Here is a 22,519-nt window from a genome sequence, read left to right on the forward strand (position 1 = left end):
TGCTGGATCTTCCGATTTGGGCTGCGGCTTTGATTGGAATTGCAATTATGATCCCAATAGTCGCAGTGGACATGTGGGTGAGTAGATCGGGCCGAGTCAACCGGTGACGCAGCGCTCGATCAATCCAGCCCTGCTCTACCAGGCGAGTGGGTCGCGGTTGTAGAAGAGTTGGCCAGTGGGTCCGTCGTCGGGAAGCGTGGCGAGCCAGGTGAAGGTGTCGGCTGCTTCGTCGGGGGTGTGGTTGGCTTTGCCGTAGGCGAGGCGGGTGTCGACCTTCCCCGGGGATGCGGCGTTGACGAGGATGTTGTGGTCTTGTAGCTCGGCCGCGAGGATCTGGGTGAGCGCGTTGACACCTGCCTTGGAGACTCGGTAGGAGACGCTGCCGGTGCCCATCTCGGCGGACGTGCCCATGTGGCTGGTGACGTTGACGATCCGGCCGTACCCGTTCCGCTTCATCTCGGGGATGGCGGCGGTGCAGCAGCGCCAGGTGCCCACCAGATTGGCGTTGAGGGTCGCGATGACCTTCTCCATGTCGGCGGCGCTGGCGGCCTGGCCTCGGTCGATAGCGATGGCGGCGTTGTTGACGAGGACGTCGAGTCGGCCGTACTGGTAGCCGACGTCGGCCATGGCGCGGGCGACGCTGGCGGGGTCGGTGATGTCGAGCTGGTGGCCGGAGGCGGACAGGCCGAGTCCGGTCAGCTCGGCGGCGGTCCGTTCTGCGGCTTCGTCGCTTCTGGCGGTGACCACGACGTGGAGGCCGGCCTGTGCGAGCTGCTGGGCGATTGCCTTGCCGAGCCCTCGGTTGGCTCCGGTGACGACGGCTACCCGCTGGACGTCCGATGTCATGGTGCTATGCGACCAGACTCCGTACGCGTTCGTCCAACTCGCGGGTGGCGGGGGTGTCGTACTTGGCAAGCCGGCTGTGGATGCCCATCAGCCGGTGGTGATTTCGTAGCGAGCGGGTCTTCACGACCGCGGGTGCTGCGCGGTGTACGTAGGCGCAGGCTTGTTCGACGTCGCCGAGGCTGGCGGTGACGTCTGCTCGCCAGATCAGGTAGGTGGCGCGGTCGCGGCTGCGGGTCGTGGGTTGCAGGTCCAAGGCTTGGGCGAGCCAGCGGTCGGCGTTCTGGTGGCGTTCGAGCATGAGGTAGCAGGCCGCCACCTGTGCGCAGTACTCGGCCTGGTCGAAGTAACCGGCCCAGGCTGGGCTGGGCTCGTCGTCTGCTCGGGCCATGTGCGTTTCGGCGCTGGTGAGGCAGCGCTCCGCTGCACTGGCGTCGTTGAGGGCGGCGTGGGCGCGGGCCTGGCGCGTGGCGAACATCGCCAGGACCCGCGCGGGAGCGTCCCCGGCTCCGTCGACGGCGGCGGTTGCCAGTGCGAGTGCTTCGTCTGCCCGGTCGCTGTCGACTCGCTGCAGACTCATGCACTTTAGAATGTTCGCGCCAGCGGTTCGGTCGTCGGCGAGGTGCGCGGTGTGGAGCGCGGCGACCCAGTAGCGCTCGGCTGCGGCCTGGTGGCCGGCGTCGAAGCTGGCCCAGCCTGCGATCCTGCCGAGTTCGGTGGCGACTGCGAACATCCGTCGGCCGATGCTGTCGGCGTAGGAGCTGTTGTTCAACAGGTCGGTGACGAGTCGCAGCTCCGCGTCCACGACGTCACGGACGCTTCCGCCGCCGAGGAGCGCGTCGATCTGCCGGAGAGTGGGGAGGCGCTGCTCGAAGCAGTCGACGAGCGAGGCGTCGAGTGGGCCGCCGTCCAGCGCCGAACGCAACGGTGGCGGATCAAGCGTGAGCCACTGCTGTGCGAGTGTCGCCGCCGCGCCGACGCCGAGGATCATGAACCCGCGCCGATCCATCACTGCTGCTCCCGCCGTCTCTCTCAACAGCGTCAATCCGCCGTCGATCGTCCAAGGGGTGTCGGTATCGATCCGCTGACCGACCGGTAGCCAATGGGGCCAGCCCATCTCGCGGACCGCCTGTCGCGGTATGCCCAACTCGTCGGCGAGCGCGCACTGAGTTGCGAGGTCGGGCACGACGCCCCAACGCTCCCAGCGCCACGCCTTCTCACGTCGGGCAGCGGTGTTCAGCCGCCGGGCGATCTTGTCGACCAGATCCTGCTGACTCCAATTTCGATCATGCCGAACGTAGGCCAGCGGGTGCACCAAGATTCGCGACTGGTTCTGGGAAGGATCGCTTCTCACGGTTCCCCTCTCGTCTCGGATCAACCTACCGGAGACTGTGACGATCGAGCCGCACTAAAAGGACGTTTCATGTTCGGTCGGGTGTGGAGACAACACCAAGACAACAGCTGACGGGTGGAACGTCGATCCGTAGCAGCGCTTTGCTGAGTGGGCGTCAAGCCGCCCTACCAATAGCTGATCATGACATGAGGGCGCAGGCGCACCACCTTCACGATCTGACAGAAGGGCGTCCAGTGCCTCAGATTCTCCTCTCCCTACTCGCAGGAACCATCGTCGGCTTCGTCGCGGGGTTCCTACTCAACGTTGCACGTCGCCGCTGGTGTCCGGTGTGTGGGGCGACGTTGCGGTGTCCGGAGTGTGCGCCTCGGCGTTCGATGCGGTTCAGCCCGACGGGGCCGGCCTGCGTGCCCGGTGCGGCGGGTGCTGGTCGGGCGGGTGCGGTCGGGCGGGCGGCGGTGGAGGCTGCTCGGGTGAACCGTGGTCGGTGGTCGCGGTGAAGGGGCGGTTGCGGGAGCTGGCCGCTGCTGGTGGTGGGGTGCTGGTCGTCCGGCACGACGGGCAACCTGGGGTCGGTCGGGTCGCGGGTTCGGCGTACCGCGATGTGACCGGTGCGGACCCGGCGGCCGACAGCGGCGGTGGTGGTCATGTGCCGGTGCGGCCGTCGTGGTCGTGTGCCGGCTGCGGCGGAGCGTGGCCGTGTCTGGTGGCGCGGGTCGAGCTGGCGGGGGTGTTCGGGCCGGTCGCGTTGGCGACGTACATGGTGGAGCGGATGACCGAGGCGGCGTTCGACCTGCCCGACGTCACCGCGGCCGAGCTGTTCGACCGGTTCCTGGTGTGGACGTGGCGGCCATGCTGACCGTACGGACCGCCACGTCCGCCGACGTCGAACCCCTCGCGGAGTTGATGGCGCAGGCGTGTGTGCTGGACCCGGTGGTGGCGTGGCTGATCAATGATCACGCCCTGCGGTACCTGACGATGCACCGGTTCTTCACCGCCGAGTTGGAGTTCGGCGTACGGCACGGGATCGTCGATGTGGTCGGCCACTGCGACGGGGTGGCGATCTGGTACCCGCATCCGTTCGACCGGCTGCTCGGTGCGGAGCATCAGCGGCGGCGGTTGCGGGCCTGCGGTGACCGCCACGGCCCGTACGCGCACTACACCTTCACCGCTGGCCGCATGGAGGCGACCGGCCGACACCACCATTTGGCGTTCCTCGCGGCGGCACCCTGGCTGAGGCGTAAGGGCATCGGGGCGACACTGCTCGCCGCGCATCATGCCCGGCTGGACCGGATCGGGATGCCGGCCGTGGTCGAGGCGAGCAGCCCACGGTCCCAGGCGTTCTACCTGCGCCACGGCTACCGGATCGTCCGGGTGGCCCACCTGCCGGCCGGCGGCCCGCCGTTGTGGGCGATGCGTCGGGGCGGCGCACCACCCGACCAACCACCGATGGCCGCAGCCCTGCGGGTCGGTTGAGTCGGACGCTGGCCTGCGGCCACGTTGTCGCAGGCCAGCGGGTCACGAAGCGAGAGGGAACTCCGCGCGGGTGCTGGTGCCGGTGATCTTGATGTCCAGCTCGCCCTCCAGCGCTCCGGCCAGGCGATGCAGCAGCGGGAGCGTCGGCGTGACCGCGCCACCTTCGAGCCGCGAGATCACGGTCTGCGTGGTGCCAGCCCGAGCGGCGAGCTCGGCCTGGCTCAGGCCGAGCGCGACCCGGCGGTCGTAGACGGCCTGACCGAGGGCGATGCGGGCACCGGCCTCGACGTACTCAGGACTTGCCCGGTGCTCGTCCGGAACAGTCCACCTGGTGTGGTATCCCTCCATGGCCTCATCCTCTCCCGATCGCAGGAATGCGGCGCTGGCTGATGCAGGTGCGTACAACCAACGGCGGATCTGCTGATCAAGGGCGATGCGCCGATCCGGCGACCTGGTCGACCGACCACCGATGGCCGCCGCCCTGCGCGTTGCCCGAACCAGCGTCGACGGCGCCAGAGTATGTTTCGTGACACGGAGCGGGAGCTGATGCGACGGGTGGACTTCACGTGCAATGCTGACGACCGGTCGGGACGTTGAGGGGGTGGAATGAGCGACATCCGGTTCACCGAGGGAATCCTGAACTTCACCCAGGCCGCACGGCACCTGCGGGTGCCGCAGCAGACATTCCACCGCTGGGCGAAGGGCTACCCCCGGGGTGGGCCGCTGCTGCACATCGCGGACCCTCAGTCGAGCCCGCTGCCGGTCACCTTCATCGCCCTGGCCGAGGCACACGTGCTGGAGGCGCTGCGCACAGCCGGCGTGCGCCCGCAACGGATCCGTCCCGCGCTCGAAGCCCTGCAGCAGGAGTTCGGCCGCGAGTACGTTCTCGTCGCCCCCGAGCTGGCCACCGACGGAGTCGACGTCCTGTGGGACTTCAACAAGAGCCTGGCCGATCAGGGGCTCATCGTCGGCGGCACCAACCAGCACGTGATCCGGGAAATCGTTGCCGATCACATGCAGTACATCGCCTTCGGTGGCGATGGCTTCCCGGAGCGGCTGCAACTGTCCGCCTGGCTCCCGTCAAAGGTCGAGGTCGACGTGCGCCGGTCCTTCGGCCAGCCCATCTTCGCCGGCACCGGAACGAGAGTGGCGGACGTCGCAGGCATGATCAAGGCAGGTGAGAGCGCTGAAACGGTCGCGGACGAGTTCGGCCTCTCCATCAGCGACGTCCGTACCTCCGCCCGCATCCTCCTGGGCGTCGCCGCCTGAGTTCTACATCGACGAGAACATGCACGGGCGCTCGTTGCGCCGGTTCATCGTCGGCTTGGGCTACGTCGTGCACAGCCCTGCGTCCGTGTTCGGCCGGGAGCGGCTCGAAGCAGGACTCCGCGACGAGGAGTGGTTGCCGGTGGTCGGGTCGAAGGGCTGGGTGGTGTTCGGGCGTGACCAGAACATCCTCAAGCGGGAGGTGGAGATCCGCGCACTCCTCGACGCGAAGGTCCACATGTTCCTCTTCCCCGGCGAGATCAGCCGCGCCGAAATTCTGGAGATCGTCGGAGCCAACCTCGCCGAGATCTGCACAGTGGCGTCGGCGCGGCGACCGAACGTGTACTGGCTCAGGAAAGACAGCGTCGTCAGCTACGAGCAACGCCTGAACGAGCGGCTCCGCCGTCGGAAGTGACCCGCCCCAGCTGCGCGGTAGCAGAAACATTCGTATGGCCAATGCCTGTCGGACCGGATCTCGCCGGCTACGTCTGTCGCGGGCCAGCAGGTCACGAGGTGACGCTGAGACACCTTACGTCTGCGTTTCAGGTGTCTCAGCGTCACCTCGATGTGGCGGATGATGAGCGGGGGTGTTGCGGGCACCGGCCTCGACGTACTCGGTGCTGCCGGGTTCGGAGTTGGCCCGGTCACAGTCCTAGCTCGGCGCGAAGCGCTGCCAACGAGACGGGCTCCTCGCCCGCCTCGATGCGGGCCAGCGCCTCGCGGGCTGCTGCTACATCGGCGGCGTCCTCGGCGCGCTCGGCTGCCTCGGCCAGGTCGGCAGGGAAGATGTCGGCGAGTTGGTCCCGGGCGGCCGAGATGCTCAGCTCCTGGCCGGGCCTGATCGGTCCTGCGGTCACCTGCGAACCGTACTTCTTGCCCGATCCGTACACCATTGCAAAGCGGAACCCCGCACGACTCCAGTGGGACATGAGCAGTTGGGCTCCTGGTGCGAGGGCTCTCTCGGCGGAGGATGTGACGCTGGCGTGCCGCGTTGTCGATCCGGTGACGCTTGTGCGACGCTGCGCAGTCAGTGTGGCGACGGCGACTGGAGGCGCGGTGCGTGAGGTCGAGGTCAAGTACCACGTCCAGGACCGGGAAGCGTTGCTCGCCGCGCTCACCGCACGCGGCATCGAGCCGGGTCCGCCGGTCGTGCAGGACGATCAGGCGTACGCCCCGCAAAGCTGGTCGTACGGCGACAGCAAGACCGGCGTCCCCTTCGTACGGTTGCGGACCGTCGACGGCCGGCACACCTTCACACTGAAACGCCCCGCCGACAACGCGCTCTCCTGCGACGAGTACGAGACGACGGTGGCCGACCGCGAGCAGATGCACGCCGCGATCCTGGCGATGGGTTTCCACGCCACCGTGCGAATCGCGAAAGTACGCCGTACCGCCGAATTGCCCGACGGCGTGCTGTGCGTCGACGACGTCGCCGGCCTCGGCACCTTCCTCGAACTGGAACGTATCGTCGGTGACGGCGTGCCGGGTGAGGCGGTGCAGGCCGAGTTGGCGGCGTTCGTTGCTTCGCTCGGGATCGCGGCGTCCCGTACCGACGAAACGTACGACTCTCTCGTCCGCGCCGCCCTCGCCTCAGCCTGATCGCTGTTCCCACCGTTGCAGCGCCCGGCCGAGCCCATGACTGTCATGGTTCCTCAGCTTCCCCTCAGCTCTTCCTCAAGTGTTGGTCGTTCGGGGCCCCCATGATCGGTCTAACCACCCACCCACCAGCCCTGACCGAGCGGCGTTGCGGCTAGACCCGGGGAGTCTCTTCCGTTGGTAGTCCATTCAGAACAAACGTACGCAGCCAGGTTGACCGCGAGCCTCCTCGACAGGATGGTCGAGCGCCTCGACGGCGCTCCCCGGGCTCCCCTGTACTCGTTTCTCGACCGGCACGGGGTGGAGGTGGACGCGGCCGATTGCGAGGAAATCGTGCGCCGTGCGGCCGGGGCTGCCGATCTCCTCCGGACTGCCGGGGTCGGGCCCGGCGATCCCGTTCTCCTGGTCTTTCCGCCGGACGGTCTCGAGTTCGTCGCGAGCTTCTTCGGCTGCATGTTGGCCGGCGCGGTCGCGGTCCCGGTCGCGAGCCCCGACCCACGGCATCTCGATCGGGAACTGCCGAAGCTCCGCCATATCGTCGAGGACAGCGGCGCACGCGTCGCGCTCACGCATGCGAAGTATCGCGCGCTCACGAGGCTCGCGTCGGTGCGCGACACCGTGACCAGCCGTCTGCGCGGCCGCGAGAGTTCGAGCTGGCCCGCACTCACCTGGCTGCTGTCGAATCGCATCCGGCGTGCCGAGCCGGGAGAGGCCGCGGCCGCTCTCGCCGGCGCGGCGAGCCGATTCGGGCCGGACGACATCGTGTATCTCCAGTACACCTCCGGCTCGACGTCGGCGCCCAAGGGCGTGGTCGTGCGTCACCGGAACCTCGTGCACAACCTCGAACTCATCGCGCGCAACACACACGTCGACAGCGACTCGGTGCTCGTCGGCTGGGTGCCCCTGTTCCACGACATGGGGCTCGCCGGCGGGATCCTCAATGCGATGTACACCGGAGCGCGCTGCGTCGCCTTCTCCCCGATGACCTTCCTCGCCTCGCCGCGCCTGTGGCTGGAGGCGATCGACCGCTATCGCGGCACGCACATCGCCGGGCCCAATTTCGGGTACGACTACGTGCTCCGCGGCCTGGGCGACGGCGGGACGCTCGACCTCTCGTCGCTGCGTGCCACCCTGCAGGGCGGTGAGCCGATGCTCCCGGCGACGATGGATCGCGTCGGAGCCGGGCTCGCGCCGATGGGCCTCGACCCGGCATCGCTCTGCAACGTCTACGGTATGGCGGAGTCCGTGCTGTTCATCTGTGGTCAGGCCGGCCGGACGCCGACGCTGCTTCGGGGGGACCGGACGGTGCTGGACCGGGACGGCGTGATCGTCCCGCCGTCACCACACGCACCCGTGGTGACGCTGGTGGGCAGCGGCGTCCCCGACGCGGAACTGGGCGTTTCGGTGATCGCCGTCGACCCCGTCACGCGGCTTCCGCGGCCACCCGGCGCCGTCGGCGAACTCTGGATCTCGAGCCCCAGCGTGTCGGAGGGCTACTGGGGACGGACCGACGAGGAGAACGCGGCCGTCTTCGCCGCGCGCCTGGCAGCCGACGACGACGGGCGGCGGTTCCTGCGTACCGGTGACCTCGGGGTTGTCGGCGACGACGGTGAGGTGTTCGTCTGCGGCCGGCTCAAGGACCTCATCATCGTCGGCGGTCGCAACATCCATCCGCAGGATCTCGAGGCGGCGGTGGTGGCGGCCGACCCGATCCTGCGGCCGGGTAACGCGGTCGCCTTCGGCGCGCAGGTGGACGGCGTCGAACGGGTCGTGGTGGCCGCTGAGGTGCGCAGGGAGTTCCTCGGCGGCGGAGAGTCCGTCCCGCTCGACCGCGCGGTGGCCGCGATTCGCGCCGCGGTGGCCGCGCACTGCGGCGTGCAGTGTCACGAGGTCCTGCTGATGAGTCCGGACAGTCTGCCGAAGACGACCAGTGGAAAGCTCCGGCGCGGCGAATGCAGGCAGCGCTGGACGAGCGGCTCGCTGCGCTCGTCGGCCCTCTCCGGACAGCACCGGGCGGCGTCGGAGGTCCCCGCCGAGGTCGAGGGCACGGAGTACGTGCTCCGGCTGCTGCAGACCGAGGTCGCCGCCCTGTTGCAGTCGCCCGGTCCAGACGACGTGCCGGTGGATCAGCCGCTGCGTGATCTCGGCCTCGACTCGCTCGGGTTGATGGACCTGGCCAAGCGCATCGAGGACCGGACCGGAGCGCGCGTACCGCCGACGAGCGTCGACGACGGCGCGACCCTGCGGGCGATGGCGACCTCGGTCGTACGGTGGTTCGCGCTGGCGCCCTCCGAGCCCGGCGAAGCGGCGGGCCGGAGCACGGGCGACGTCCCGTTCAGCGCCGGGCAGACGGCCGCCCTACAGCGGGGACAGTGGAACTGGTGGAGCCGCGCGGTCATGCTGGACGTGCACCGGCGGATCACACCGGAACAGCTTCGCCGTGCCACGGCCGCGCTGGTCGCCCGGCACGAGGCGCTGCGCCTCCGGTTCCGCCGGGTCGACGGCGGCTTCGCCCAGCGGTACGGCGACATCGAGGGCAGCTTCGCCGTCGAGTCGGTCACGGTGCACGAGCCCGACGATCTCCTGCCTCTGCTCAACGAGCAGCATCGCCGCCTCAGCCTGGAGAGCGGCCCGGTGATGCGTCTCCTGCTGGTGGAGACCGGCTCGGAGCAACGCCTGTTCATCACCGTCAACCACCTCGTCATGGACGGTGTCACGCTGGGCATCCTGGTCGACGAACTGGACCGCCTCTGCCTGCTGGAGGAACGCGGCGAGCCCCTCGGCCTGCCGCAGACGTCGGCGAGCTTCGAGGCGTTCACCCGCCGGATGGGCGACTTCGCGCGTGGGGAAGCGACGACCGACCTGGATTTCTGGCGCGAGCAGCTCGCCGTGCCGCCACCGGCCGCCTACGACTCGCGGGTGCAACCGGGCATCCTGCTGAAGGACCTGGCGTTCGCCGACCAGTACCTCCGACCCGATGAGACGCGCGCGCTTCGCAACGTACGGATAGGCGGCCCGGACGGACCTCGGGCGCCGATCGCGACAACGCTGCTCGCCGCGCTGCTGCGGACCGCTCAACGCCAGTGGAAGTGCGGTCGTCTCGTCATCGAGCTGGCCAGCTCGGGGCGACAGACGGCGGTGCACGGCCTCGACCTCTCGCGGACGGCCGGCAACGTGCAGTGCGCTTTCCCGCTCGCCTTCGAGGACAGCATCGCCCAGAGCCCGGCAGAGACGGTGACCGCGGTGGCCGAGCGGCTCACCCGTGTCCCTTCCGCGGGCATGTCGTTCGACGCGCTCAAGTATCTGAACGACGATCCGGCCGTGCAGGACCACATCCGGAGTTCACCTGCCCCGACGCTGTGGTTCAACTTCCAGGGAGAGGCACCGACGCGCAGCGGCAGCGGCCTGTTCTCGCTGCGCGAGTCCCCGCTCGGCGACACGGGGGATCCCGAGGCCGGCGTACGACAATCGCCGCTCTACCTCGAATGCAACATCGTCGGGGGGACGACGCGCATCCGCTGGAAGTATTCGCCACGGCATCTGAACTGGTCGGGAGCGGAGATCGAGGAGTGGACCACCACGTTCCGGGACGAACTCACCGGCATGACGTCCCGCCCGCCGAGTACGGTAACTGATCAGGTTGATGGTTCGGGGTCTGTTCCGGGCGGTCAGCTCAGGTAGCGGTCGAACCAGCCGAGGATGCGTTGCGGGTTCTGGGCGAAGTAGCGGTAGCCGTCCCAGCGGCGGGTGCTGCCCTCGATCCAGAACAGGTCCTTGTCCACCGGGATGTTGTCGTAGACCGCCTGGACATCGTCCGGCCGGGTGAGTACGTCGTCGCGTACCTGGTAGAGCAGCGTCGGGACGGTGACGCTACGAGCGGCCTGGACTGGTGACATCTCGTCGAGCCGGAACCCGGTGTGGACCCGGACCCGCTGTTCCAACTCGTCGATGTACCGAGCCGGCCGGCCACGTCGAGAATCGACGACGTGGCCGCCTGGTCCTGACCGGTGCCCGCTACAGTTTGCCGCCGGTGCCGGTCTGCCAGAAGACCTGCCGGGTGGACCCGGACCGCAGCACCAGGTTCCCGTCGTCGCGCAGCACCAACTCCGGGCTGGGGCCAGCCCCGACGGAATTCGACGCCCACACCGCCGCCGCGTCAGCGGCTGAGCTGTCGTAGACGACGAGGTTGCCGTCGGGCTGCATCCTGGTCTCCCACACGCTCATGCCGCCGATCACGATCTGGTGTGTGCCGGACGACCAGAGCACGCTGTTGCCGGGCCCGTACAGGACCAGGTTGCCGTCCTGCTGCTGCATCAGGTGGTAGACCTCGTTCGGCGAGGACAGGTACCGCAGGGCGGTGAGCCGGTAGCCGGCCGGCATGGTGCCGGCGTACGACAGGGTGCTGTTCTGTTCGGACAGGCCCGCCAGCATCATCACCGTCGAGCCGTCCCCGCGGGTCAGATGGAAGTGGCCCTGGTTGGTGACCATCACCCTGGTCGCGTCGGAATCCTTGGTGTTCGATGCCCAGGCGACGCTGCCGTCGGGGCGGTAGATGACGAGGTTGCCGTCGCCCTGCATGACGACCCGGCTGCCGGGCTGGCCATCGGTGTTGCTGGCCCACCAGTCGTACGGGCCTTGGCAGATGTCGGGTCGGGGCGCCCCGCAGGGCGACGGACCGTAGGCGACGAGGTTGCCGTCGGTCTGCATCAGCAGGCCGAACCGGCCGTCGGGGGAGAGGATGTACTCGCCTGCGTACATGGTCGTGTTCGCGTTGAGCTGGCTGCCGATCCTGGTCGCGCCGACGAACGCGCCGGTCCGGATCGCGCCGGTGGCGGGTTGCGCCGAGGCGGCGGGCGACGCCGTCGCAGCCTCAGCGGACGACTCCGCCGCCGGCTCGCCGGTCAGCGCCACCGCCCCCGGCGTCTCGATCTCCTCGGACCGGTTCGCGAAGGCCACGGCCGTAGCGATCGTCAGCACCACGGCGACCGTGCCGAGCGCGCCGAGCAGCAGCGCCGGCCGCCGAGGTCGGGTCGGCGGCGTGTTGTCGCCCGGGCCGGGATGCGACACCCCGCCGGCGCCCGTGGTCGCGGCACTGTCGATGCCGACATCACCGCTGCGCTCACCCGTCGGGGTGCCGGTGACGACGACTGCCGGATCGACATCCGCCCACGGGTCGACCGGATTACCCTGCGACATTGACATCTCCTGACGGACCAGCGACAAGGTACGGGTCGTCCGGAATCCGGACGCGGCGCACCGGGGCCAGGGCACGGTGCCCGGCGCAAACACGGCACCAGCGGGAAATCTTGCCAATCCGTGCAGGCCGTTGACCAGTCGCGACCGGCGAATCTAGGCAGTCGCCACGTCTGGCTCACCGCCGCCGAACCGTCCGGGGACGGCGGCGAGCCGCACCTCCCGGTGCGTCGAGGGTGTCGAGGGCACAACGCGCTCCTTCGCAAGGATGCTGAGGGCAGCAGGGATGCTGACGGCAGACCGTAGACCTTGACCCGCGCGTCAGGGTCAAGCGAAGGCACCCGGGGCAACTACGCAATTTTCTCGAAGACTCGACATGATCGACTGGGGAAGATGAGCGAACTTCGCGTACGGCACAGAGCCGGGCGACGTGTTGCTTCCCGGAGGTACGCGTGTACCAGCCGATCCTGGACCCCTCGCCGACTCGCTGGCGCTGAGCGCCCTCGTCGCCGCACTGCCGATCGTCACCCTGTTCCTGCTGCTCGGCGTGTTCCGGGTACCGGCCTGGGTGGCCGCGCTCGGTGCGCTCGCCGTCGCCCTGCTGGTGTCGATCGTGGCGTACTCGATGCCGACCGGGCAGGCGCTGCTGACCGCGAGCCAGGGAGCGACGTTCGCGCTGTTCCCGCTCGTGTGGACGTTCGGCACCGCGATCTGGATCTACCGGATGACCGTGACGAGTGGGCACTTCGACGTGCTCCGGCGCTCGTTCGCCCGGGTCAGCGACGACCAGCGGGTGCAGGCGATGGTGATCGCGTTCTGCTTCGGATCTGTGCTGGAAGGTCTGGCCGGACAGGGCACCCCGGTCGCGATCACCACGGTGATGCTGCTGGCGCTGGGCTTCGGCCCGATGAAGGCGGCCACCGTGGCGTTGGTGGCCAACACCGTGCCGGCCGCGTTCGGGCCGCTCGGCCTGCCGATCACCACGCTGGCCGGGGTCACCGACCTGCCAGCGGACGAACTCGGGGCGATGGCCGGGCGTCAGGTCCCGGTGATCGCGCTGCTCATACCGCTGCTGCTCGTCGGAATGGTCGGCGGTCGCCGAGCGCTGCGCAGAACCTGGTACGTGGCGCTCGCCTGCGGAATGTCGTTCGCGCTGGCTCAGTTCCTCACCTCGAACTTCTTCTCGGTGGCTTTGGCCGACATCGTCGCCGGGCTGGTCAGCGCCGTGGTCGTGGCCGTGGTCGCGAGGGTGTGGCCGCCGCGGCGTGACGACGACCAGGCGGCCGACCCCGGGTCCGCAAAGGACGTCGCGGAGCGGCCGGATGCGCCGGTCGAGGTCTGGCGGGCGTACGCCCCGTACCTGGTGATTGTGGCGATCTTCGGTTTGTCGCAGGTGCCGGCGGTCGCGGGCGCGCTCAACTCGGTCACCGTGCTGTTCGACTGGCCCGGTCTGCACCTGCTGAACGTGTCCGGCGAGCCGTCGTCGTTGCCGGTCTTCAAGTTCAACTGGCTCTCCTCGACCGGCACCCTGCTGGTGCTGGCCGGTCTGATCACGATGGCGATCCTGCGGGTCACCCCGCGCGCCGCGCTCGTCGCGTACGGGCAGACGTTGGCGTCGCTGCGCTGGGCGATCCTCACCGTCTGCGGGCTGCTGGCACTGGCGTTCGTGATGAACGGCAGCGGGCAGACCGCGACGCTCGGCACCTGGATGGCCGGCGCCGGCGGCCTGTTCGCGCTGCTCTCGCCGGTCCTCGGCTGGCTGGGCGTGGCGCTCACCGGCTCGGACACGTCGTCCAACTCGCTGTTCGGCGCGCTCCAGGTCACCGCCGCGCAGCGCGCCGGCCTGGACCCGGTGCTGCTGGCCGCCGCCAACGCGTCCGGCGGCGTGATCGGCAAGATGATCTCGTTGCAGAACCTGACGATCGCGGCGAGCGCGGTCGGGCTCAGCGGCCGGGAGGGTGATCTGTTCCGCCGCATGTTCGGCTGGAGTGTGGTGTTGATCTGCGCGATGGCGTTGCTGGTCGGCTTGCAGACGACCCCGGTGCTCAGCTGGATGGTGCCGTAGCGGCGCGGTCCCGGACGCCGGGCCCGCTGCGCGATCATTGCTGACCGATGCCGGCGTCGCGGGGCAGCCGGAGCACCGGCCGGCCGAGCATCGGCAGTAGGCTGGCCAGCATCCCGACGGCGCACGCCCACAGCGCGGTCCGTTCCCCGACCACCTGCACCAGGAAGCCACCGAACAGCCCGCCGACCGGCATCATGCCCCACATCAGGAACCGCATCGCCGAGTTCATCCGCCCGTGCAGTTCCGGCGGGCAGATGGCCTGACGGTAGGTGATCTGGGCGACGTTCTGGATGGCGCTGCCGCCGATGTAGGCGGCGTAGCCGATCGGGTAGAGCACTACCAGCCAGCCCTGACCCACCAGCGGCATGAGCAGCAGCAGCGGGAACGTCACGGCGAACGGCAGCCACAGCGTACGGGCGATGCCGAACGTCGCGACGAAGCGGTTGGCGAACACGCTGCCGACCACCCCGCCGACCGCGACGGCCCCGGTCACCAGGCCGTACGCCGCCGGCGACAGGCCGAGGGTGTTCACCAGCAGCAACGGCTGGACGGTGAGCAGCGCGTACTCGAACAACAGGGCGATCATGCCGTGCAGCACGACCAGCCGGAGAATCGGTTGGCCGGCGACGTAGCGCACCCCGATGGTGAGCTCCCGGCCCAGCCGTGGCCGCCCACCGGGCCGGTGGACCTGCGGTTCCGGTGGCCGGATCCGGCCGAGCAGCCAGGCGGAGGCCAGGTGGGCGACCGCGTTGAACGCCAGCGCGCCCGAGGCGGTGATGATCTGGACCAGCGCCCCGCCCAGGGGCGGCCCGGCCAGCTGACTGCCGTTGCCGGCCACCTCCAGTTTGCTGAAGCCGGCCAGCAGGCGGTCCTTGCCCACCAGGTACGTGACGTAGCCCTGCTGCGCCACGTCGAAGAAGACGTTGCCGACCCCGATGACCAGGGCGACCGCGTACAGCTGCCCCAGGCTCAGCGCCCCGAACGCCGCTGTCACCGGCACCGACAGCAGCACCAGCGCGCGGACCAGGTCGGCGGCCACCAGCACCGACCGCTGCCGTAGCCGGTCCACCCAGACCCCGGCCGGCAGCGCGACGACGAGGAAGGCGAGTGTGCTCGCCGCCACCAGGAGCCCCACCTGCTGGGCGGAGGCGTCCAGCACGAGTACCGCGAGCAGCGGCAGGGCGACGAGTGCGACGTGGCCGCCGGTTCGGCTGACCACATCGGAGGCGAGCAGCAGACGGAAACCGCGATGGGAGCGCAGCGGGTCGTCGGCTGGCCGTACCCGCTCGGGCACGTCCACTGTCGTCAAGGAACCAACCTCCGAGATGTCGTCGAACGGATGCAGCCCGCTGCGGCGGCGTCGGCCAGCCGCCGCACGATCTCGGCGAGGATAGCGGGGGTGGTGGCGAAGTTGAGTCTGAGGAAACCCGTGCCCGGCGGGCCGAACTCGGCACCGTCCATCACGCTCACCCGCGCGCGTTCGGCGAGTTCTGCGGCCGGCGGGTAGTCGCGCAGGTCGAGCCAGCCCAGGTAGGTGCCTTCGGGCGGGGTGTAACGGGCCATCGGCAGGTGTACGCCGAGCAGTTCGGCCAGCAGATGCCGGTTGCGGTCGAGTCGGCCGAGCACCGTGTCGAGCCACGGCCCACCGGCCCGGTACGCGGCGGTGGCGGCCAGCACGCCCAGGGTAGCGGTGCCGTCGGTGTGCAGCCGCCCGAGCTCACCCCACCGCTTGCGGTCGGCATCGTTGCTAGTCAGCAGCTGGGCGCACTTCAGACCCGCCACGTTCCACGCCTTCGACGTCGACGTGGCTGTCACCGTGTGTCCGGCCGCCGCGTCACAGCTGGTCGCGTACGGGACGTGCCGGTGCCCGGCGTACACGAGCGGTGCGTGGACCTCGTCGCTGAACACCCGGCCACCGTGCCGTTCGACGACCTCCGCGACGGCCAGCAGTTCGCCGGGCGCCAGGACCGCACCGAGGGGATTGTTGGGGTTGCAGAGGACGAGGAGATTTCCGCCCGCCGCGAAGGCACGATCGAGAGCGTCCAGGTCGTAGCCGTAGCGGCCGCCGGATTCCACCATCTCGACCTGGATGACGCGTCGACCGAGCAGCCGGGGTACGGCCAGGAACGGCGGGTACGCGGGCACCGGCACGATGACGGCCGAGCCGGGCCGGGAGAAGCAGTCGATGGCGACGTGCAGGGCACGGATGACGTCCGGCAACGGCCGTACGTCCGCCGGCGACAGATCCCATCCGTACCTGTCGTGTTGCCAGGCGGCGCATGCCTCGGCCAGCTGTGCCGTCAGCTGCGGCGTGAGGTAACCGACCTGACCGCGGTCCACCGCGTCGTGCAACGCGGCCGCGATCTCGGGTGCCGTACCGAAGTCCATCTCGGCTACACACGCCGCCAGTCTTCCTGGGCCGGCGGTGGCCCACTTGAGCCCACCACGCTCGCGCAACGAGTCGACGGTGACGCCGTCGGAACCTGTCCACACCTGCGTTGTCACCTACTCCGTCAAAACGTGTTTGCCGGCGGCGATGCTCGCCTCCCAGTTTTGCCCGTCGAATTCCACGAACTCGATGTTCTCGGCGGGGGAGAGGTCGAGGCACCGCGCGTTGACGCTGAAATAGCCGGTGGGGTGCGATCGGGGGCGGTAGAACGGCAGCACGCCGCAGACCGCGCAGAAGGTGTGGTCCGCGATGCGGTTGCCGAACCGGTACGGCTTGAGGAACTCCTGTCCCTGGTGCAGCTTGAACCGCGCCTCCGGGGTCATCAGTTCCTGGTGGCCGTGCCGGTGGCAGATTCCGCAGTTGCACAGGGTGATGGTCAGGTTTCGACTGGCCGCTGCGGAAAATACCACCCCGCCGCAGTGGCAGCTGCCGTCGTACCAAACGCGTTCGATGGTCTCGGTCGTTTCCGTCACTTCTTCGGTCAAGGCGTCACTCCGATCAGTTGGCGGTTGCGAGCGCGGGGAGGTCGGCGGGCAGGCCGAACGACATGGGCAGCGTGCGGTGCGGGGCGACCGAGTCGTACCGGAACGAGACGTGCCCCTGCTCGGTGGGTTTCCTGGTGAAGAAGATGAGCATGTCCCGGATGGCCGGCTCGGTGTCGTCGATCGGGTAGACCGGCGAGACGCTGTGCTTGTACTCGTGATCGACGACCATCAACGTGTCCAGGAAGTCGCCGTGCCGCGCCCTGCCCTTGATCAACGCGGGGTCCGTCTCGTGCCAGCGGCGGCCGTTGACCTCCCGCATGTCGTGCAGGAAGGTCTCCGCGCTGTCGGTGGTCATGTTCCGTGCGGAGAGGAACGTGGTCATGGTGTGGTCCACCCCGTCGGAGTGCACGCCCTCCAGCGCGGGCTCGCCCAGCAGCCCGGTGGTCGTGACGGTCCGCAGGTTGAACAGGGTGCAGATCCACTCGGCGCGGTCGTAGTCCAGCCGGGGCCGCCGTGCCACGTCGACCCCGTGGACGACCAGGAACTTGAAGACCAGCATCGCCTGCAACGCGGTGTTCAGCTGCAGGTCGTCCTGCACCTCGTCGAACGTTCGCAGCGTCTCCGAGTCGTGCCGGACGAAGTCCTCCTCGCGGGAGAGAACGAAGGGCTGCGCCTCCAGTCGGTAACCGCGCCGGGTCTGTGGGTTCAGGCAGATGCGCCCGTTCCTGCTCTTACGGAAAGGCAGGGTCGGGTCCGACTCCAACTGCTCGCTGACCAGCTTCAGCTGCTCGAAATCCTCGTCCGTCGCGCCGAGAGATTGCAGCAGAGAGGCCATTCTCGCCCCGTCGACGAATGCCCATCGGGCACGGATGTATTCGGATCTCACATCCATGACGTCGGACATGGCGGAATCGTATTTCACAGCCTTCTCCACTCCCGGTAAATGACCTTGACGGCAAGCTCTCTGAGATCCACATCATGGTGCGGGCGGTAGGTCCCCGCTTCTTCTGAATTGCCCTCACAGAGGGTGATGGGTTACCGGCGGTAGTCGAGGTATGAGAGCAACATGGGAGAAGACAAATGCCGTAGGGCGCGGAACCGTGTACACGGCCGAGCGTGCTCGTCAGCCGTACCTCTTACCGTTTCGAGATTCGACACCAACGTGGTAGGTGCCCTGCTCGGGACACCACGTCAAGCCGAGAGGACGACCGTTGCCAAAGTTGATGTTCGCCAATTCGACCAGCCGCTCGATGGCGGCTCGGCCGGATGACGTCCCGGACGACGCGAAGGACTCCTACCGCTTTCTCGCCAACCGGATGCTGTGGTCGATGGACGAGGGTGACGTAGCGGTTCTTCCGGGCAAGGTCAGTGACGCGTGGCTGGCGTACGTCGCCGATCTGCTCGGCCTCGCGTCGCCCCCCACCGTGCTCTCCCTCGGTGACTACCCCGGCGGCGGTTGGTACCCCGGCGAACGACCCCAGCTTGCCGAGGCCCTGCGTGGGTTCATGGCCGCACGCGGCGGCGGCGCGAACCCATGGCGTCTGGAGTGCTACATCCACGACCGGGACATCGCCTCCTGGGAGCGGCTGCTCGGCATCGGCGCGGAAGAGTCCGTGCGCTTCGCGCAAGGGACCGCTGAGCTGGTCAACTCCAAGTCGGTCTTCCGGTCGATGGCGACGGCCTGCGGGATCCCGGTCGCGGAGGGGCGGGTGGTGGACCGTGGACCGGAGCTGGTCGACGGCGTCTCCGAACTGCTCACCCGGACCGGGGCCGTCATCGTCAAGCAGGACGTGAACGCCGGCGGAGACGGCAACATCCTGCTGACCACGGTCGAGGGAGGCAAGGAGGCCGGTGCCCACTACGTGGTCCACCTGGCCGCGACCGACCCCGCGACGGTCGCGTCGGCGCTCGAACCGTTCGGCCTGACGGCCCTGCCCGACCTGCCAGCCGGGGCCAGCCCGGCGCACAACATCATCGAGGTCTACCACGAGTCGGTCCGCGAACTGTCCGCTGACATGACCGTGCCACGTGTCGGCGCGCCGACACTGATGAGCTACAGCGACCTACGCATGGCCGAGACCTGGAAGGGCAGCATCTACCCGCCGCAGAACCTCACCCCCAGACTGCACGCGCACCTCGGCGCGTACATGCAGCAGGTCGCGATCGTCGCCCAGCAGCTCGGCTACTACGGGCCGATGAACATCGACGCGATCGTCACCAGATCGGGTGATCTGCTGTTCAACGAGTTCAACGGGCGGGTCGGCGGCACCACCGGCATCGACATGATCGGACGACGGCTGCTCGGTCAGGACTACCTCGACCATCACGTCTTCGCCTCGCGGATCGACGTGCCCGCGCCCGGCTGTGACATCCTGGTGAAGGCCCTGGACGAGCAGGGACTGCTGTTCACCCGGGGATCGGACCACGGCGTGGTCATCTACAACGACACCACCGAGGAGACGGGCACGATCGAGTACGTGGTGGTCGGCCGTAGCTGGGCGGAGACGTCCCGCACCGAGGAGCAGCTGACCGGCATGCTGAGCAAGCTCTGAGCGACCCTGAGCAGGTCCGAGCAGGTCCGGCAGGGTGGTCCGGCTGTAGTTCGTCCAGCGCTGCGGTGATTCGCCGACACTATGTGGACGACGCTGGGCGCGGCCGGGGCGTGAGTCCGTCGTGCAGGACGGCGAGGATCCGTTGCTGGCCTTGCTGGTCGGGGCCGACCTGCTCCAACGCCCGCGAGGTGCCGATCATCAGCCCGACCAACTCGGCTGTGGTGATGTCCGGGCGTACGGCTCCGGACTGCTGCGCCCTGGTCAGCAGGTCCCCCATCGCGTCGCGCAGATCCGCTCCGGCTGAGGCGATCGCCGCCCGTACCGCGGCCATCGCTTCGTCGTCGGAGTCGACGGCGTCGGTGAAGGCGTGCTTGACCGTCGACTGTTTGACGGCCTCGGTGAAGAACGCGAAGAAGCCGGCGTCGACGTCGCCGGCGGCGGCCATCTCCCGCGCGTACGCGGTGATCTCCCGTAGCCGGGACATGAACACCGCCTCGATGAGGGCGGCCTTCGTGGGGAAGTGACGGAAGACGGTGCCGATCGCCACGCCGGCGAGCTCGGCGAGCTCCTCGGTCGAGGCGGACGGACCGGCCGCTGCGAAGACCTGTTCGGCGGCGGCGAGGATCCGGGCCCGGTTGCGCTGGGCGTCGGCCCGCATCCGTCTGGGCTGCGGCGAAGACGAGGAGGAGGTCACGGAGGCATTATCCAGCGGGAAGAAGGTGAGTCACAGACTCCGGTTGACAACATGAGTCGCTCACTCATATTGTCCTGGCTGTGAAGACGATCGTGATGACCGGCGGCACCTCGGGATTCGGCGCGGACACCCGGAGGCGCCTGGCCGCCCAGCCCGGCACCCGGGTCCTGTCCGGCACCCGCCGCACCGCGTCGGGCGACCCCGACACCGTGTCGGGCGACGCCGACGCCCTGCCGCTGGACCTTGCGCGGCTGGACAGCGTCCGTGCCTTCGCCCAGGCCGTCACCGACCGGCTCGACGGCACCCCGATCGACGCGCTCGTGCTCAACGCCGGTCTCAGCTTCCGCACCGGCGACCGGCGCACTGTCGACGGCTTCGAAACCACCTTCGCGGTCAACCACCTCGCGCACTACCTGCTGATCCGGCTGCTGATGCCCAACCTCGCGCCGAAGGCGACCGTCATCGTCACCACCAGCGGCACCCACGACCCCGACCACGACACGCTGCTGCCGACGCCGCCCCGACACGCCGACGCGCGCCTGCTCGCCCGTCCCGACACCGACCCTGAGCGCGACACCGACCCACGATCGGCCGGCGGTCGCGCGTACACATCGTCGAAGCTGTGCAACGTGCTGACCGTACGGGCCCTGGCCACCCGGCCCGAGGCCCGCAGCGGGCACTGGCGGGTCCTGGCGTTCGACCCCGGACCGACGCCCGGAACCGGCCTGCTGCGCGACGCCTCGCCCACGATGCGGCTGGCCTGGCGGATACTCAGCCGGGTGACCCGCCTGATGCCCCGGTTCAACCGCCGGGAGGTGGTGGCAGCGGCCCTGACCGACCTCACCCTCGGTGCCGTCACCATCCCACCCGGGCACTACCACGCCCGCGTCGTACGCAACCAGCTCACCTGGACCGCCCCGTCCCGCCTGGCGCGCAGTGACGACGCCCGGGACGCCCTGTGGGCCGACAGCGCCGACCTGCTGTCCCTGCCCTGACCCGCCGTCACTAGCCAGGGTGTGTGGGCAGCCCGAGCAGCGCGGTGGCCCGCCACAGCTCCTTGAGCTCCGGGTTCTTCAGCGCACGGCCCACCACCATGGCGTACGCCATCGCGCCGATCAGCGGATTGTTGCTGCCGGCATCGGCCGCGCCGAGGAAGCTGCCCGGCCGGGAATCGTGCGGCGGTACGTTCTCGTTCTTCGACTCCACGTTGCCGTTGAGGCCGAGCTTCATGATCCGCGACGATGCGTCATAGCTGAGGGTCAGCAGGAAAAAGCTGGTCGTGTCAATGAGGGAGGCGGGGAAGGTGACCGAGTCGGCGGTGCCGCCATGGCCGGCCCGGATGTCCTTGTTCGCCTTGCTGTACTGCAGGCGGTGCTGCTGTGCCACCGGGCCGTCCGCCTGCTGCAGAAAGGCCATCGGCTCGTCCAACGTGTCCAGTTTGACGTACGCCGCGATGGTGTAGCTGGCCGGCAGGCGCATCGGCACCTGGTGGACCCGCGTCTGCGACTGTGCCGGACGCACCCAGGCCAGCGCGTCGAGCTGGGCATCGAGGCGATACAGGGGCGGCTGGTCGCCGAAGCGGGTCAGGTGGTTGTCGTTGCCGCTGAAGTCCAGCGGCGTGCCGGACCGGAAGTCCCAGAACGCGGTGAGATCCGCGGTGAAGGACAGCTCGCCGAACGGCGACCGGGGGTCGGCGTTGACCGCCGCGCGCGCGAGCGCGAAGTAGCGCAGCAACCCGATCGTCTGGTCGCCGAGCCTGGACGCGTGGATCGGGTCGCACTGCGGCACCGGAAGCCCTTTGGCGAAACCGTGCCGGGGGTTGATCGTGTCGAAGCTGCCGACGTACGGGTGTCGCTTGTCGGCACCGTTCAGGTTCGCCTGGAAGAGCGCGAAGTTGGCGGACGGCAGCGTCGTGAACTCCTCGGCGTTCATGCCGCCGCCGATGACGATCGGGGTGGTCGGGGTGTAACCCGTCAGGTTTTCCCGTAAATGGTGGATGAGGTTGCCGATGTCTTCCCGGTGCGTGTCCGGGTCCGACTGGTCGTAGTCGGGGTTGGCGTTGTGGAACAGCGCGCCGGCCGACACGACCGAGGTCCCCTCGGCGACCAGCGCCGCGTGCGCCGCGTTGTACCGGTCGACCGCACCGGTCAGCAGGCGTCCACCGAGGGACCAGTTGTCTCTGCGGTCCTTGAAGCCGGTGCCGCCCTCCGCGTGTGGCACGAACACCAGCATGTCGATCGACGGGTTCGCGGCGAGGTAGGCGTCGGCGAAGGTGAGATCGGGGGAGAACTCGTCGGCTTCCCCGTCAACGTGATCGAGCATCGCCCGGGACGGCTGGTCCAGGGCACCCGCCTTCGTCCACTGGTACACCTTCGGGTGGAACCGGTCCCGGTCGACGGACTTGTCCCGGCCGATCGTGTGACTGTTGCCGATACTCAGAATCAGATGTGCGGTCTTCATTTGACGTGAGCCTCCCGGCCGATCCTCCCCGGACCGTCTACAGGTGGCAAATCGTCGACTACCGGCGGTCCTCACCGACCGTTCCGAGA

Annotated in this window: 21 protein-coding genes; 9 read left to right on the forward strand and 12 right to left on the reverse strand. The window is 68.9% G+C overall.

All coding sequences use genetic code 11. The features are described 5' to 3' along the window. Window positions 1-135: 135 nt before the first annotated feature. On the reverse strand, window positions 136-846 hold the full coding sequence (locus O7629_RS02430; protein ID WP_278167214.1) for an SDR family NAD(P)-dependent oxidoreductase: 711 nt from the start codon (window positions 844-846) through the stop codon (window positions 136-138). Between the two features lie 4 nt (window positions 847-850). Then, window positions 851-2,158, reverse strand: a complete 1,308-nt coding sequence (locus O7629_RS02435; RefSeq protein WP_278174368.1) for a transcriptional regulator — start codon at window positions 2,156-2,158, stop codon at window positions 851-853. A 532-nt stretch (window positions 2,159-2,690) separates the two neighbouring features. Here O7629_RS02435 and O7629_RS02440 point away from each other — a divergent pair. Together O7629_RS02440 and O7629_RS02445 are read left to right on the forward strand one after the other, a co-directional pair. Continuing rightward, window positions 2,691-3,053 (forward strand): hypothetical protein, encoded by a 363-nt coding sequence (locus O7629_RS02440; protein WP_278167215.1) that lies wholly within the window; start codon window positions 2,691-2,693, stop codon window positions 3,051-3,053. Beyond that, window positions 3,047-3,670 (forward strand): GNAT family N-acetyltransferase, encoded by a 624-nt coding sequence (locus O7629_RS02445; RefSeq protein ID WP_278174369.1) that lies wholly within the window; start codon window positions 3,047-3,049, stop codon window positions 3,668-3,670. The genes O7629_RS02440 and O7629_RS02445 overlap by 7 nt, the downstream gene beginning before the upstream one ends. Window positions 3,671-3,712: 42 nt before the next feature. Here the strand turns inward: O7629_RS02445 and O7629_RS02450 are convergent, their stop codons facing one another. After that, window positions 3,713-4,018 (reverse strand): helix-turn-helix transcriptional regulator, encoded by a 306-nt coding sequence (locus O7629_RS02450; protein WP_123605298.1) that lies wholly within the window; start codon window positions 4,016-4,018, stop codon window positions 3,713-3,715. A gap of 258 nt (window positions 4,019-4,276) precedes the next feature. Between O7629_RS02450 and O7629_RS02455 the strand changes: the two genes are divergently transcribed. Both O7629_RS02455 and O7629_RS02460 read left to right on the forward strand, forming a co-directional pair. Then, window positions 4,277-4,939, forward strand: coding sequence for a DUF433 domain-containing protein (locus tag O7629_RS02455; RefSeq protein WP_278167216.1), 663 nt, complete (start codon window positions 4,277-4,279; stop codon window positions 4,937-4,939). A gap of 19 nt (window positions 4,940-4,958) precedes the next feature. Then, complete coding sequence (locus O7629_RS02460; protein WP_278167217.1) at window positions 4,959-5,351, forward strand: hypothetical protein; 393 nt, start codon at window positions 4,959-4,961, stop codon at window positions 5,349-5,351. A 229-nt stretch (window positions 5,352-5,580) separates the two neighbouring features. Here O7629_RS02460 and O7629_RS02465 read toward each other — a convergent pair whose 3' ends face one another. After that, the gene (locus tag O7629_RS02465; RefSeq protein ID WP_278167218.1) at window positions 5,581-5,793 is read right to left on the reverse strand and encodes a prevent-host-death protein; all 213 of its coding nucleotides are present in this window, start codon (window positions 5,791-5,793) and stop codon (window positions 5,581-5,583) included. Window positions 5,794-5,992: 199 nt separating this feature from the next. Between O7629_RS02465 and O7629_RS02470 the strand changes: the two genes are divergently transcribed. Both O7629_RS02470 and O7629_RS02475 read left to right on the forward strand, forming a co-directional pair. Beyond that, the gene (locus tag O7629_RS02470) at window positions 5,993-6,535 is read left to right on the forward strand and encodes a class IV adenylate cyclase (protein WP_278167219.1); all 543 of its coding nucleotides are present in this window, start codon (window positions 5,993-5,995) and stop codon (window positions 6,533-6,535) included. 210 nt (window positions 6,536-6,745) lie between these two features. After that, window positions 6,746-10,213: an AMP-binding protein gene (locus O7629_RS02475; protein WP_278167220.1), complete on the forward strand. Its 3,468-nt coding sequence runs from the start codon at window positions 6,746-6,748 to the stop codon at window positions 10,211-10,213. On the opposite strand, the gene O7629_RS02480 is transcribed toward O7629_RS02475, so the two are convergent. Both O7629_RS02480 and O7629_RS02485 read right to left on the reverse strand, forming a co-directional pair. Further along, window positions 10,201-10,473, reverse strand: coding sequence for a hypothetical protein (locus tag O7629_RS02480; protein ID WP_278167221.1), 273 nt, complete (start codon window positions 10,471-10,473; stop codon window positions 10,201-10,203). The two genes, O7629_RS02475 and O7629_RS02480, sit on opposite strands and share 13 nt — an antisense overlap. A gap of 73 nt (window positions 10,474-10,546) precedes the next feature. Next, entirely contained in the window at window positions 10,547-11,728 is a 1,182-nt protein-coding gene (locus tag O7629_RS02485; protein WP_278167222.1) for a hypothetical protein, read from the reverse strand. 427 nt (window positions 11,729-12,155) lie between these two features. On the opposite strand from O7629_RS02485, the gene O7629_RS02490 reads away from it, so the two are divergent. After that, window positions 12,156-13,790 carry an L-lactate permease gene (locus O7629_RS02490; RefSeq protein ID WP_278167224.1) on the forward strand — a complete coding sequence of 545 codons (1,635 nt, stop codon included), beginning with the start codon at window positions 12,156-12,158 and terminating at the stop codon, window positions 13,788-13,790. A gap of 34 nt (window positions 13,791-13,824) precedes the next feature. On the opposite strand, the gene O7629_RS02495 is transcribed toward O7629_RS02490, so the two are convergent. The 4 genes from O7629_RS02495 to O7629_RS02510 are packed head-to-tail and all read right to left on the reverse strand — an operon-like array spanning window position 13,825 to window position 17,559. Then, complete coding sequence (locus tag O7629_RS02495) at window positions 13,825-15,090, reverse strand: MFS transporter (RefSeq protein ID WP_278174370.1); 1,266 nt, start codon at window positions 15,088-15,090, stop codon at window positions 13,825-13,827. A gap of 5 nt (window positions 15,091-15,095) precedes the next feature. After that, on the reverse strand, window positions 15,096-16,283 hold the full coding sequence (locus O7629_RS02500; RefSeq protein WP_278167225.1) for an aminotransferase class I/II-fold pyridoxal phosphate-dependent enzyme: 1,188 nt from the start codon (window positions 16,281-16,283) through the stop codon (window positions 15,096-15,098). A 12-nt stretch (window positions 16,284-16,295) separates the two neighbouring features. After that, on the reverse strand, window positions 16,296-16,724 hold the full coding sequence (locus tag O7629_RS02505) for a GFA family protein (protein ID WP_278167226.1): 429 nt from the start codon (window positions 16,722-16,724) through the stop codon (window positions 16,296-16,298). A 13-nt stretch (window positions 16,725-16,737) separates the two neighbouring features. Next, window positions 16,738-17,559 carry a 2OG-Fe dioxygenase family protein gene (locus O7629_RS02510; protein ID WP_278167227.1) on the reverse strand — a complete coding sequence of 274 codons (822 nt, stop codon included), beginning with the start codon at window positions 17,557-17,559 and terminating at the stop codon, window positions 16,738-16,740. Window positions 17,560-17,935: 376 nt separating this feature from the next. Between O7629_RS02510 and O7629_RS02515 the strand changes: the two genes are divergently transcribed. Continuing rightward, entirely contained in the window at window positions 17,936-19,276 is a 1,341-nt protein-coding gene (locus O7629_RS02515) for a peptide ligase PGM1-related protein (RefSeq protein ID WP_278167228.1), read from the forward strand. Between the two features lie 79 nt (window positions 19,277-19,355). On the opposite strand, the gene O7629_RS02520 is transcribed toward O7629_RS02515, so the two are convergent. Next, complete coding sequence (locus tag O7629_RS02520; RefSeq protein ID WP_278167229.1) at window positions 19,356-19,970, reverse strand: TetR/AcrR family transcriptional regulator; 615 nt, start codon at window positions 19,968-19,970, stop codon at window positions 19,356-19,358. Window positions 19,971-20,050: 80 nt separating this feature from the next. Between O7629_RS02520 and O7629_RS02525 the strand changes: the two genes are divergently transcribed. Continuing rightward, window positions 20,051-20,965: an SDR family NAD(P)-dependent oxidoreductase gene (locus O7629_RS02525; RefSeq protein WP_278167230.1), complete on the forward strand. Its 915-nt coding sequence runs from the start codon at window positions 20,051-20,053 to the stop codon at window positions 20,963-20,965. A gap of 10 nt (window positions 20,966-20,975) precedes the next feature. On the opposite strand, the gene O7629_RS02530 is transcribed toward O7629_RS02525, so the two are convergent. After that, window positions 20,976-22,430 carry a LamG-like jellyroll fold domain-containing protein gene (locus O7629_RS02530; protein ID WP_278167231.1) on the reverse strand — a complete coding sequence of 485 codons (1,455 nt, stop codon included), beginning with the start codon at window positions 22,428-22,430 and terminating at the stop codon, window positions 20,976-20,978. Window positions 22,431-22,519 lie beyond the last annotated feature (89 nt).

The sequence above is a fragment of the Solwaraspora sp. WMMD792 genome, from assembly GCF_029626105.1.
Taxonomy (GTDB): domain Bacteria; phylum Actinomycetota; class Actinomycetes; order Mycobacteriales; family Micromonosporaceae; genus Micromonospora_E.